Raw genomic sequence first — 12,725 nt, 5'->3', positions numbered from 1 at the left:
CGTATCCCCGGCTGCTTATTCAACAGTGGGCGTATTGAAGCCCGAACATACAAGTTTAATTTCAGAGAGGAAATAATGAAGAGTGTAAAAGGAACAAAAACCGAGAAAAATCTCCTGGCGTCTTTTGCCGGTGAATCACAGGCAAGGAACCGCTATACCTATTTTGCGTCAGCTGCAAAAAAAGAGGGATACGAACAGATCGCAGCGATTTTTCTCGAAACCGCGGAAAACGAAAAAGAACACGCCAAACGTTTTTTCAGCTACCTCGAAGGCGGGATGGTGGAGATACAGGCTACATACCCGGCTGGTGTTGTGGGAACGATCGTTGAGAATCTTAAGGCTGCGGCAGGCGGAGAAAACGAGGAGCACACGGTGCTCTACCCCGAAGCGGCGCGTATCGCCGAAGAAGAAGGGTTCGTCGAGATCGCGGCGCTGTTCAGAAATATTGCGAAAGTTGAAAAACACCATGAGGAACGCTATCTCATGCTGGCCAAAAACATCGAAACGGGAAAGGTATTCAAAAAAGACCAGAAGTCCCAGTGGATGTGCAGAAACTGCGGATATATTCATGAAGGCGAGGCGGCTCCCGAGAAATGCCCAGCCTGTCTGCATCCCAAGGCATATTTCGAACTGCTGTGCGACCATTTCTAGCAGACTTTTTAAACTTAGAACTTACAACGGGCACGAAATCAAATCGTGCCCGTTTAATTTACACCGCCACTCGATCAACACCTGTCCCTGGATTCCATTGCTTTTTTAATCTTATTCAGGGTTGTGGTGTATTCCAGGGGTTTTTCCAGCAGAAAAGTATACTCATCTTCGAACTGGCTGAAATTGAGGGTTTTATTACTCGCTACAGAAACAAGTATGAAAACCTTCATAAAAGGACGGTAGCTTCTCAGTTTTCTGAACAAACAGTAATCATCGGATAGTATCATCATAAGATCGATGAAGGCCATATCCACGGTTTTTTCATCGACATACTTTGCTGCAGCATCTGTGCAGTTGAATTCATTGAGATATAAAGACACTTCACCGGAAATTCTTCGCAGTATCTCGCCGGTAGTACCGTCGTCATCAATCAATAATGCCTCTGCAGTATTCATCGCCTCTCACTCTGATTACAAATTCAGATAAATGAATACCTCCACATTACGAGCTATCGAGGCTCCTTTATCTTTAAAAATATAGCTGATGAATACAATAAGTATGTATTTATGGTAGTCTCAATGGCTGGAAAAACTATATTCTTGTAGAACACTATACTAAATAGATGTAGGATAGAGTTCTACAAGCTGAGACTTGTTTATGGGCACTTCAAAAATTAGGTTTTTCATTAACAACAAATAGAGGTTCTCTTATGCTTTCTTTTCACCCAACACCCATTGAACGGCATACCTGATCAATTCATTGGGACTGTGAATATCCAGCTTGGATTTTATGCGTTCACGGTAGGTCCCTACCGTGGATGTGCTGAGACTCAGGGCGACGGCTATTTCCCGTGTATTAAGTCCTTTTCCTATGAGCTCAAAGATTTCAAATTCACGGTCCGTCAGGAGTGCCACGGACTTTTCCTTTTCTTCCGTTGAATGCCATATAATTGATTCAAGCATGTTGTCGCGGATACCGCTGCTCAGGAATATCTTGTTATTCATTATATGATTGATGGCGTCTATGATCACATCCTCACTGTCGCTTTTCAGCACATAGCCCCGGGCCCCGGCCCTCATGGCCCTTTCCACATATTCATTCTCGTCATGCATGGAAAGCACCAGGATGTGAATGGAACGGTGGCGGTTTCGGATTGCTTTTATGAGATCGATCCCGTTGATTCCCTTAAGATTGATATCCACTATGACTACCTGGGGCGCATGGCGATTTATCTCCACAATTGCCGTATTTGCATCAGCCGCGTCACCGCATACATGGAAACCTTCCCTGCTGTCGATGTACTGGCCCAGACCACGCCTGACCACGGGATGATCATCGACGATAAAAACTTCCACAATGTCATTTTCCATAATCTTCCCGTAAAGGAACCTCATCACCCTTCCTACACTGAAGCCAGCATAATGGTGACCGTCATCCCCTTTTCATTGTTTTTTTCGACACTCAGCAGTGCGTTTATTACATCGGCCCGGTATTTCATAAGTTTGAGTCCCAGGCCCGTATCCAGATCGGCCGTGTCGCTGATGCCGTGACCGTCATCACAGATGGTGATCATGAGGCCCTTTTTATATTCTTTAATAATAATGTCAATATTTTCCGCTTCACCGTGGCGGATTGCGTTGCTCACGGCTTCCCTTATTATGTAATAGATGTGAGTTGCCGTGGCGTTATCATTGATTCCAAGAGCCTTGTCATACGTAAAGGAGCACCTGCATCGGAACATTTTTTCCGTATCGATGCACAGATCTTTCACCGCCATAAAAAGCCCCTTGGTATCCATCTGGACGGGGCTCAGCCCCCTGGCGAGCATCCTTACATGACCTTTTGCTTCATCAATGAGTGAAAGGAGCTCTTCAGCCACGGAAGCCTGGGAATCATTTCTTTCCTGCAGCCTGTCCCGGAGTATCCGAACCAGGTATCCCATGCCGGTGAAATACTGGCCTATGCCGTCATGAAGATCATGACCGATACGAATACGTTCATTTTCACTGATATTGAGTATCTCTCTTTCAAGCCTTTTCTTTTCAGTAATATCCATGGCAATGGATATTCTCACGGGGCGGCCGTCGATCCAGTTGATGATTCTTTCAAGGGCCTGGTACCATTTACCATTCACAGAACTCTGGTATTCCCATCGCATGACATCTCTGTCGCTGCCACTTACTGCGTGGACCTGCCTGTTTATACAGAAAAAGCAGGGACTTTCCTTCTCGCCCTGGATCACGGCATGGCAGGTCCGCCCGATTACATTCTCTCCAAAAGTATCCTTAAAATGCTTGTTGGCAAAAATGATTTCATAATTTTTCGTATCCGCTACATAAATATTCGCGTCCATGCCGTTAAGAACTGTTAGAAACTGTTCATGGGATTCCTTCAGGGCTGTTTCCGCTTTCACCCTGTCACTGATATCGTGTATGATGGACAGAAGCAGCGTCTTTTCCTGAAAATCGACCCTTCCCGAATTCACCACTACATCTCTCATTTCTCCGCCGGCGAGCCGGTGTTTAAAAACAAAATTTACCTGCTCACCATTTTTTACCCTGTCCATGCGTTCCCGGACCACATCCAAAGAAAGGAGGTTGATCTTTGTGATATTCATACCGCGCATTTCGTTGCGGGCATAGCCGTAAAAATCGCAGGCGGCGGGGTTGGCGTCAATTATAGCCCCGTCGGAAGGATCGATCAGGAGCTTGATGGCCCTGTTTCTCTCAAAAAGGGCGCGGTACAATTCATCGTTCTCAATACACGGATGATCGTTTTTAGGAGATGTCATAGCTGTTCACGCATCGTATTTGTTTAATCCAGAACATTCTTAAGCGGCTCATATTTTATTTCCGTGAGGTCATAGTCCATGGACTGCCTCTCCCCCTTTTCGTCGATAAACATAGCACTGAAAGAATCTGAAATCCTGGCCCCGTGATGAAGTTCAAGAATGCCGTAGTCCTGAAGCTGCTTCAGGTATGTCCTCATTATACCAAAGGCCATCTTCTGAATATTGACTTCGCCGTGATGTTCATGATCGTACAGGCCCAGGTTCACGTCGGCCACGCTGTAGCTGCGAAAGCATGCGTCTATATTGATTCCCGTTTCCACGCCGTAGATCTGCCAGAAATGAACGCTGTTGAAAAACTCCAGGGAGCCTGCCACCTCGCCGGAAAGAGGATATGCAAACATGCGCAGCTGATCAAGGGTTTCGTGCTCGATGACGGAGTAGAGGGGCTGCGCAACGAATTTTTTAACCCTGCCCATGGCCCGCCAGAAACTGGCCTTGGCAAAATCATGCCCCTGCAGCACGGCCCCCCCCAGGCCCAGAACAAAATGGGAGCCGAAATACTCCTGCACCACATCTGCGTCGAGGAAGATTATGACCGAATCGCTGCTTGCGCCCAGTTCCTTTGCATGGCTATTGACATGGTACAGGGTCCTGCGCATATCGGCACCCTTCCCTCTTTCCCCTCCCATGTCGGGTACAGAAAGATTATTGCAGATGAGTATTGCCGTCCCGGGATCCGCTTCCCGGGCCCGTTGCTCGGTCCGTTCTTCAGTCTCGCCTGTTCTCCGGTGGGAAAGAATTATTTTATCGATAAAAGCGCCCGTTTCCTTCCTGAGCAACGAAATTTTATCATATATAAGATCGGCCTCCCGTTCCCCCAGGGTGGAAAAGATTACAAAGACTTTCCTGGTATTTTTAAGCTCCAGGCATCGATGCAGCGTATACTCCCTGGAGTCATATTGCATCAATTCCTTCATTCTTTGCACCCCTTCTCATTTTATTTACGATGGATAACCCGCAGCTTGCCTGGTGACAGGGATTTGACTGCCAATGCATACACTATGCAACAATGGTCCGGGAATTGCAAATATATTTTCCTTGCCGTTTTAACCGTATTATATTGTCATTAAGGATTGACACATGGAGGGTTTGATATTATTATATCAATCTTCAGCATCTTTGCCGGGAGCTTCCGCAATCCCGGGACCATCGTAATTGATACATAATAACAGGAGACATGGCATGAACAAAAAGGTATTATGGTTTTTGGGAATCTTTATCGTCCTATATTTTTCGCTGGGATCAATGTCGGAATTTTATATAAATTATGAATGGTTCGATATCAATAAAGGGCTCAATATATTCTGGGTACTCTTCTTCTCGAAATTCAATGTGGGTGCCGCCTTTACCATTTTCTTTATCCTGTTGTTCTTCCTCAACTTCCTGCTGATACGGGCTCTGGGCGGCAAGGGACGTATTTTTACCAACAATATACTGGACAGGCTGCAGATACCCGTTCTGGGATCGCCCCGCAGGGCTCTTTTTATTCTGCTGGCTCTGGGAGTTGTCACCGTGGGCATTATAATGGGCAGCGCCGGCTCAGCTTTCTGGAAGGAGTTCCTTCTGTTCCGGCACGGGGTTTCCTTTGAAGGATTTCCCACGGACCCGATTTTCCATAAGAACATCAGCTTCTATGTATTCTCACTTCCTTTTTACAAGTTCCTCTACGGCTGGTTTATGAGTTCACTGGTCCTCATATCGGGATTTTCCCTCTTCTTTCATTTTTTAAACGGGGGGATACTGGTGCAGCAGGGAAGTTTTGAATTTTCCCTTTTTGCCCGTGCCCATATATCAACCCTGCTGGGCTCCATAGTATTCCTTAACGGCCTGGGATACCGTCTTTCTGCATACGAGCTTCTCTTTGAACAGAAAGGAAAATTTTTCGGCGCTGGTTATACGGCCGTCAATGCCAATCTCCTGGCATATAATGTGGCCATGATAATATCCTTTATAGCTGCTGCTCTTCTTCTTTTTAATATTTTCAAACGGAGTTTCAAGCTGCCCCTCATCGTGCTGGCCGCCCTGCTGCCGGCCTATTTCATAATAGGGACGATATATCCCTCCCTGCAACAGCGCTTTGTCGTGGACCCCAACGAACTTGAAAAGGAAAAGCCTTTCATCGAGCATAATATAAAATTTACCCGGATTGCCTACGGAATAGATAAAATAAAAGAAATTGAATTTCCCAATAAAAAGAATCTCACCTACCGGGACATTCAGAAAAACAGGGAACTCGTAGAAAATATCCGCCTCTGGGACTGGCGTCCACTGAAACAGACCTACAAACAGCTCCAGGAACTAAAACCCTATTACTATTTCAATGATGTGGACGTTGACCGCTATATCGTTAACGGTAAAAAGACCGCTTTCAACCTTTCCGCACGGGAACTGTCCATTGACAATATCAGTAAAGCCGGTCAGACCTGGCAGAACAGGCAACTTATGTATACCCACGGTTACGGCCTGGTAATGAGCAGGGTCGACAGGATTACCTCCGAGGGACAGCCGGAGATGGTTGTATATGACATCCCTCCCAAAAACGACATCGGCATTAAAATTGACCGACCCGAGATATATTATGGCGAGCACAACAACTCCTACGTCATAACAAAGACCAATATCAAACCCGGAGAATTCGACTATCCCTCGGGTGATGAAAATAAGTACACCACATACCAGGGGAACGGTGGTACGGTCCTGGATTCGTTCTTCAAAAGAATCATGTTCGCCCTTTCCTTCAAAGATATAAACATCCTCATATCGCAGGCTATCACCAGAGAGAGCCGCATCCTCTACCGGAGGAACATTCTGGACATGGTCCAGACCCTGACACCCTTCCTTGAAATCGACAGCGACCCTTATATAGTCCTCTCTGAAGGAAAGATGTACTGGATGATAGACGCCTATACGGTCTCGGACCGGTTCCCCTATTCCATGACCGTCAAAGTTGCGAGGAAGGAAATCAACTACATCCGTAATTCCGTAAAGATAACCGTGGACGCCTACAATGGCACCATCAATTATTATGTCGTCGATGAGAAGGACCCCATCATCAAGACCTACATGGGCATGTTCCCCGGTTTCTTTAAAAAAATCAGCGAGATGTCGCCGGATCTTCAGTCTCATGTACGGTATGCTGCAGCAATGTTCGAAGTACAGTCCAGCATGCTCCTGAGATATCACATGACGGACCCTAACATGTTTTACAACAACGAGGACGCCTGGCATATCGCGCGCCAGGTCTATGAAGGGAACGAAGAGGAAGTGCGAAGCTACTACCTGGTCACCAGGCTTCCCGGCGAAAAAGTGAGTGAATTCATCCTCACTATTCCCTTTACTCCCTATAAGAAAAATAACATGATCGGCTTCATGACTGCCAAATGCGATATGCCCGATTACGGTCAGTTGCAGTTGTACACTCTTCCCAAGGAAAAACTCAGCTACGGCCCTCTGCAGATCGAGGCCCGCATTGATCAGGATGCTGAAATATCAAAACAGCTCACCCTGTGGGGGCAAAAGGGATCGGGAGTCATCCGGGGAAACATGCTGGTCATCCCCATTGAGGAATCACTGCTGTTTATTGAACCCCTGTACCTCAAGGCAGAAACGAGCGAAATGCCGGAACTGAAACGAGTTATCGTATCATTCGACGACAAAATAGTCATGGAAAAGGACCTGAACACGGCGATAGAAAAAATATTCTATTCCGGTTCTCTGACCTACATGATCGAGGAGGACTCCCGGGGAACGTACGCCGAGCGTATAAAGGACCTGGCAGGAAAGGCCTACACTCACTATACCCGGGCAGAGCAGAGCATGCGCGACGGTAACTGGAAACAGTACGGTGAAGAACTGAAAAACCTGAAAGATGTCCTCACCATGATGAAGAACATCAGGAATTAAATGGACCTGAAAAGAACCTGCGGAGTTCTACTGCATTTAACGAGCCTTCCCGGAACACGGGGGATCGGCACACTGGGAGTCGAGGCCTTCCGGTTTGCCGACTTTCTGATAGAAAGCGGCATGACCTACTGGCAGATACTGCCCCTGGGTCCCGTATCTCCCGGCATGGCCTATTCCCCTTACGCCTCAACATCAACCTTTGCCGGGAACTGGCACTGTATCAGCCTGGAAAAGTTATCGGAAAATAAATGGTTCGGGCCGTCTCTCCCGGAAAGTGCCTGCATCGATGGGAATACGATTGACTTCGAAAAGGCCCTTGAGGAAAAAACTGTATTGCTTCAAAAAGCTTCGGAAAAATTTTTCGGCAATGCTTCCGAAAAGGAGCTGGAGGATTTCGAAAACTTCTGCTATTATGAATCCTACTGGCTCGACGATTACGCCCTGTTCGCCGCTCTGGCCGATCATTTCGGCACCAATAACTGGATGGAATGGGAGCCCAGCATTTCCCGACACAGCCCGGGTATAATAGACGATTACAATCACAGCCTCTTCAGACAGATACGATTCCAGAAATTTCTTCAGTATGTTTTTTATACCCAGTGGCGGGAACTCAAGGAATACTGCAACAACAGGGGCATCGGGATAATCGGCGACATCCCCATCTATGTAACCCTGGAGGGAGCCGATGCCTGGGCTCATCCGGAACTATTTCAACTCGACGAGGAATCGGGGAAACCAGCGGCCGTTTCAGGCGTCCCGCCTGACTATTTCAGTGAAACGGGCCAACGCTGGGGAAATCCCCTGTACCGGTGGCTGAACCGCGATGAAAGTCTGAATGAAATCACCTTCCAGTGGTGGGTCAAGCGGATAAAACATTTAACGGGACAGGTCGATATCCTCCGCATCGATCACTTCCGTGGATTTGAATCATATTGGGCCATCCCGGCCGATGAGCCGACGGCTATTAATGGCAAATGGGTTCCCGGACCGGGCCTTCCCTTTTTCCAGGGCCTTAAGAAAGAACTGGGAGACCTTCCCCTCATTGCCGAGGACCTTGGCGTCATCACCCCCGAGGTTGAGCAGCTCCGCGACGGGTTTGGGCTTCCCGGCATGAAAATTCTGCAATTCGCCTTCGACTGGAACAGCAGGAACAGTTATCTGCCTCAGAATATAGAAAATCCCCATTGCGTACTCTATACCGGAACACACGACAATAACACAACCAACGGATGGTTCTACGGCACTGAAATCAATGATACTACCCGCGCTTATATCCTGGATTACCTGGACATAAGCGATTACAGCGACATGCACCGACATTTCATCAAAGCGGCATATCGTTCAACGGCACGCCTGGTAATCATTCCCATGCAGGACATCCTGGGCTACGGCGGAGAATTCCGCATGAACAGGCCCGGCACCGTGGAGGGAAACTGGCTCTGGAAGCTTACCGGGTCATGCATTAAACCCGGTTCGGCGGGGAAACTCAGGCAAATTGCCGTCATGTACAACAGGGTCCCTGCAGGAGATACGGATAAAAACGGCGGGGAGAATTCTTGATACGTACCGGTCTTTTCACAGGCCAAGACTTCTCCGTATCCTGATTATATTTTTAAGCACGGGGATACGCAGGGGACAAAGGTTCCCGCAGAAAAATCCCTTGCCGAAAAGGCTTTGTGAGAGCAGGGCGATTAAGAGCATTGCCATCATAAGCTGCAGCATGGCAATCCATAACGTCAGAGGCCTGTCCCTGAAGAACCAGGCCATAGATACCGCTCCTCCCCAGAAAATGATTGTCATTGTATAAAAGAACACTTCCGTCATCCATTTCTTTCGTATATGAAAATGTTTCTTTTTTCTGTAAAAACCCTGCTGAAGCGTTGCCATGGGACAGTAATAGGCACAATAACCGGCTCTTCCCTGAAAGGCAGTGAGAATAACAGCAAAGGCGAAAAGGATGAACATGGTAAACCAGAGTTTTGCAATACACATGAGGAAGAAAGTATATAGAAGAAAGAGTGTTTTTTTCCGCTGCTTCTTTTTTTCGTGTATACTTACCGTTTCCATGGATAATTTCCTCTCATACAGCACCATAGAGGATTTAGAATCGATATTGTCAATACTATTTAAGTATTTTAGTGCTTACTTATTGTTTTTCTTTACATCATGGGCGACAACATATAAACGCTGATCATCTCCCATGGTATTGACAAAAACACCCCTGAGAGTTACCAGGTCTCCATTGGCCAGATCAGGGTACGGGGTAGCGGAGTAGACATCGGCGATCCCTGAGAAGATATCATTATTTTTATAATCGATGAGAAGCGTAAAACTCTGGCTCGACCGGGTGTTTTTCAGATTGGTTATTTTCCCTTCCCAGTTCAGGGCAAACCCGCGATACAGATGCAGTTTGCTCCTGAGCGTATTGTAGGGAATATTTTCAAAAACGCGGTCTTCCATATCGACTATGAATTTAATGAGAAATTCAAATTTTTCCTTCACGGTAAAACGGGCATTACTGTTATTGAGCCGATTCAGTATCAACAGGGCCTCATTGTACCGGCCGTCCTTGATGAGCCGCTTAGCCTTTTCAAAATCGGTCACGACATCGTGGTTGGAATAATAAAACTCCAGGGGTTTTTCACGACTGACAGGGTTAAGAAGGGAATACCCCGGTTCCCCCAGGTATATTTTATCCACCGTATCGGTATTCAGATTTTTCCCAGCCGATACAATGGCCTGCCACGGTGATGTATCACGGAGCGCAAAGAATGTAAGTAAAGCCGCGACAATCACGATGGCAGAAATACCAGCGAGAAGCGGGAGCCGTATTTTGAACCGCCTTTCTCCTCTTCCCGGAAGTCGGGTATGGATTCCCGATTTAACCGTTTTTATCAGACGTGGTTTGGACGGCTGTGGGATGTCGACAAAATCCTGGAGGCGGGCATGTTTCTGCAACTGAGCGAAGTCACTGATCTTCCTCACGGACTGCAGGGCCCTGTTCAGCTTATGATCGGCGGGATACTTTTCCACCAGTTCCATATACCGTGCCATGGCGCTTTCATAACTCGTGGCGGATTTCAAATACAGGAAAGCCTGTAGCTGCACCAGGGGAAGGTAATCGGGATTCACACGCTTCAGCCTGTCCATGATGCCATGGGCGCGGTCGAATTTATCGGAGAAGAGGTACACCACGGAGATAAGGAAATAGGGATAAGGATCGTCGGGCCTGGCGGAGAGTACATTTTCCAGCAGGACCAGGGCTTCCTGGTACCGCTTCTTCTGAAGTGACCTGTAGGCTTCCTGGATGAATTGGAAATGACCGGCTTGTGACTTCACAGCTTATTTACCCGGCATCTTCAATCCCGCCTGTCGCGTTTAAACAGGCCTCTTATTTCATCTTTGACGGAAATCCTGTCATCGAGCATTTTCCCGATTATAAGGCCTGTCAAAGAAAGTATTATCACCAGGAAAGTTTTCACCGGCCCGAAAAGAAGGATCAGTATACCGATGATAAATCCGAGCAAGGCCCCCAGGGCCTGTCCCGGATGTTCATTCGCCCAGTTCGCCAGATTAGACAGGAATTCCATTATTTTTTTACCCGCTCTAAATACTCACCGGTTTCAGTGTTAATCTTGATATAATCACCCTGGTTAATGAAAAGAGGAACCTTGACTTCCGTCCCGGTCTCCACCTGCACAGGTTTCGTTACGTTTGTGGCAGTGTCCCCTTTGGCTCCCGGTTCCGCATAAGTAACCTTCAGTATAACCGAGGCGGGGGGCTCAATGGCGATGGGCAGTTCTTCATAAATAGTAATATCCACCACGTCCTCTTCTTTGAGGTACTGGAGATAATTACCGATGGCATCCTTGGCTATGGAGATCTGTTCAAATGACTCCGTATCCATGAATACAAGGGTATCCCCTTCGTCATAAAGATATTGCATGGGCCTTTTTTCCAGGCGAACATCTTCCAGTTTTTCACCGGCGCGGATGGTTCTATCAATAACTGTTCCTTTTTTCACGTTTCTGAGTTTCGTCCTTACAAAGGCGCCACCTTTTCCGGGCTTCACATGGAGAAATTCGATAACCGAGAAAAGTTCGCCTTCCATTTTGATGACGACACCTTTCCGTAAATCATTACTTGATATCATTGTCTACCTCTATATTACAATTATGTCTTTGTTCGATCCCGTGAGGACCTCGTGACCCCTGGAAGTAACCAGGACCATATCTTCTATGCGGACACCGCCAAGACCCGGCAGATAAATGCCCGGCTCAATGGTGATGGCCATATTTTTTTTAAGGCGAAGGCTCCCGTTTTTTTTGATAGCGGGCAGCTCATGAACTTCCATGCCAAGCCCGTGTCCCAGGCTGTGACCGAAATTTTCACCGTATCCCCGGGATGCAATGTAATCACGGGCCGCACTGTCCAGCTTTCCCGTGGTGATACCGGCTCTGACTGCTGCAATGGCCTGTTCCTGAGCCTCCCGTACGATGTGATAGATTTTTTCAATCTCAGCATCAATGCTATTGAGAAATATGGTTCTTGTCAAGTCTGAATTATACCCCTCATAGGTGCAGCCCATATCAATGAGAATGACATCCCCGGCCCTCACCTTTTTTTTCATGGATGTCTCGTAGTGAGGCATGGAGGAGCCATGTCCTGATGCTACAATGGAATCAAAGGATGTCTTGCGGCAGCCGTTCTGGCGGTAAAAATGTTCTATTTCCACGGCGATATCCCACTCATATATGCCGGGTTTTATGAACTTAAGCAGGTGATTAAAACAGCGGTCTGTTATTTCCGCCGCCTTGCGCAGTATTGGCAGTTCCGTTGCATCCTTTTCCATTCTCAGGATATTAATTTCATTTTCGCCGGGGATGATCTTTGTTCCTCGCAGCTCCTTTCTCATTTGCAGGTATGTTGACAGGGTCAGAGCCTGTTCCTCCAGGTATACCTGCTGAAATCCGTTATCTTTAATCATCCCTTTCAGAAGAGAAAAGATATCCCCCTTCTGCAGTGTAAACGCTACGGATTTAGGCAGGATGCTCCTGGCGTATTCCTCGTACCGTGAGTCTGAGATAAAAAATGATCGTCCTTCATTCAGCAGGAGCCAGGCATAGGAACCGGAAAATCCCGTCAGGTAGCGAATATTGCAAATATCCGTAACCAGGTAGGGAAGCCTGGCCTTTTTTTTCAGTGTATGTATCGCTCTGGACAGACGATTACTCATTGATTCTTCCTGTTATTAAAATTATATCCCGGATGTACAGGAGTCAATGAAGATGGCTGTATTGAATTTGTCAAGAACAATGGG

Annotated in this window: 12 protein-coding genes; 3 read left to right on the top strand and 9 right to left on the bottom strand. The window is 47.2% G+C overall.

Features of this window, described 5'->3' with window-relative positions:
- Positions 1 to 72 precede the first annotated feature (72 nt).
- Positions 73 to 651: a rubrerythrin family protein gene (locus CVV44_03515; protein ID PKL40685.1), complete on the top strand. Its 579-nt coding sequence runs from the start codon at positions 73 to 75 to the stop codon at positions 649 to 651.
- Positions 652 to 725: 74 nt separating this feature from the next.
- Here CVV44_03515 and CVV44_03510 read toward each other — a convergent pair whose 3' ends face one another.
- The 4 genes from CVV44_03510 to CVV44_03495 all read right to left on the bottom strand — a co-directional run bounded on the left by CVV44_03510 (position 726) and on the right by CVV44_03495 (position 4,419).
- Complete coding sequence (locus tag CVV44_03510; GenBank protein PKL40684.1) at positions 726 to 1,106, bottom strand: hypothetical protein; 381 nt, start codon at positions 1,104 to 1,106, stop codon at positions 726 to 728.
- A gap of 252 nt (positions 1,107 to 1,358) precedes the next feature.
- The gene (locus tag CVV44_03505; GenBank protein ID PKL40683.1) at positions 1,359 to 2,045 is read right to left on the bottom strand and encodes a DNA-binding response regulator; all 687 of its coding nucleotides are present in this window, start codon (positions 2,043 to 2,045) and stop codon (positions 1,359 to 1,361) included.
- An 8-nt stretch (positions 2,046 to 2,053) separates the two neighbouring features.
- The gene (locus CVV44_03500; GenBank protein PKL40682.1) at positions 2,054 to 3,442 is read right to left on the bottom strand and encodes a hypothetical protein; all 1,389 of its coding nucleotides are present in this window, start codon (positions 3,440 to 3,442) and stop codon (positions 2,054 to 2,056) included.
- A gap of 23 nt (positions 3,443 to 3,465) precedes the next feature.
- Entirely contained in the window at positions 3,466 to 4,419 is a 954-nt protein-coding gene (locus CVV44_03495) for a hypothetical protein (protein PKL40681.1), read from the bottom strand.
- A 265-nt stretch (positions 4,420 to 4,684) separates the two neighbouring features.
- On the opposite strand from CVV44_03495, the gene CVV44_03490 reads away from it, so the two are divergent.
- Together CVV44_03490 and malQ are read left to right on the top strand one after the other, a co-directional pair.
- On the top strand, positions 4,685 to 7,405 hold the full coding sequence (locus tag CVV44_03490; GenBank protein ID PKL40680.1) for a UPF0182 family protein: 2,721 nt from the start codon (positions 4,685 to 4,687) through the stop codon (positions 7,403 to 7,405).
- Entirely contained in the window at positions 7,406 to 8,965 is a 1,560-nt protein-coding gene (malQ, locus tag CVV44_03485; GenBank protein PKL40679.1) for a 4-alpha-glucanotransferase, read from the top strand.
- 15 nt (positions 8,966 to 8,980) lie between these two features.
- On the opposite strand, the gene CVV44_03480 is transcribed toward malQ, so the two are convergent.
- From CVV44_03480 to CVV44_03460, 5 genes are read right to left on the bottom strand one after another with little or no spacing between them, the layout of a single operon-like run.
- Positions 8,981 to 9,499 carry a hypothetical protein gene (locus CVV44_03480; protein PKL40678.1) on the bottom strand — a complete coding sequence of 173 codons (519 nt, stop codon included), beginning with the start codon at positions 9,497 to 9,499 and terminating at the stop codon, positions 8,981 to 8,983.
- A 48-nt stretch (positions 9,500 to 9,547) separates the two neighbouring features.
- A complete protein-coding gene (locus CVV44_03475) occupies positions 9,548 to 10,744 on the bottom strand; it encodes a hypothetical protein (GenBank protein ID PKL40677.1) in 1,197 nt (398 codons plus the stop codon).
- A 20-nt stretch (positions 10,745 to 10,764) separates the two neighbouring features.
- Positions 10,765 to 10,995 (bottom strand): hypothetical protein, encoded by a 231-nt coding sequence (locus CVV44_03470; GenBank protein ID PKL40676.1) that lies wholly within the window; start codon positions 10,993 to 10,995, stop codon positions 10,765 to 10,767.
- Positions 10,995 to 11,558, bottom strand: a complete 564-nt coding sequence (gene efp, locus CVV44_03465) for an elongation factor P (protein ID PKL40675.1) — start codon at positions 11,556 to 11,558, stop codon at positions 10,995 to 10,997. The genes CVV44_03470 and efp overlap by 1 nt, the downstream gene beginning before the upstream one ends.
- A 9-nt stretch (positions 11,559 to 11,567) precedes the next feature.
- Positions 11,568 to 12,641: a hypothetical protein gene (locus CVV44_03460; GenBank protein ID PKL40674.1), complete on the bottom strand. Its 1,074-nt coding sequence runs from the start codon at positions 12,639 to 12,641 to the stop codon at positions 11,568 to 11,570.
- Between the last annotated feature and the right edge of the window lie 84 nt (positions 12,642 to 12,725).

This window comes from Spirochaetae bacterium HGW-Spirochaetae-1, assembly GCA_002839375.1.
In the GTDB taxonomy this organism is placed as follows: Bacteria; Spirochaetota; UBA4802; order UBA4802; family UBA5550; genus PGXY01.
Note: the sequence above shows the minus strand (reverse complement) of the source record. Positions and strands in the feature narration are given on the sequence as shown.

Coding starts and splice junctions, on each gene's coding strand:
- CVV44_03500 (PKL40682.1), bottom strand. CDS start 3,442: ATGACATCTCCTAAAAACGATCATCCGTGTATTGAGAACGATGAATTG.
- CVV44_03460 (PKL40674.1), bottom strand. CDS start 12,641: ATGAGTAATCGTCTGTCCAGAGCGATACATACACTGAAAAAAAAGGCC.
- CVV44_03505 (PKL40683.1), bottom strand. CDS start 2,045: ATGAGGTTCCTTTACGGGAAGATTATGGAAAATGACATTGTGGAAGTT.
- malQ (PKL40679.1), top strand. CDS start 7,406: ATGGACCTGAAAAGAACCTGCGGAGTTCTACTGCATTTAACGAGCCTT.
- efp (PKL40675.1), bottom strand. CDS start 11,558: ATGATATCAAGTAATGATTTACGGAAAGGTGTCGTCATCAAAATGGAA.
- CVV44_03470 (PKL40676.1), bottom strand. CDS start 10,995: ATGGAATTCCTGTCTAATCTGGCGAACTGGGCGAATGAACATCCGGGA.
- CVV44_03490 (PKL40680.1), top strand. CDS start 4,685: ATGAACAAAAAGGTATTATGGTTTTTGGGAATCTTTATCGTCCTATAT.
- CVV44_03495 (PKL40681.1), bottom strand. CDS start 4,419: ATGAAGGAATTGATGCAATATGACTCCAGGGAGTATACGCTGCATCGA.
- CVV44_03480 (PKL40678.1), bottom strand. CDS start 9,499: ATGGTGCTGTATGAGAGGAAATTATCCATGGAAACGGTAAGTATACAC.
- CVV44_03510 (PKL40684.1), bottom strand. CDS start 1,106: ATGAATACTGCAGAGGCATTATTGATTGATGACGACGGTACTACCGGC.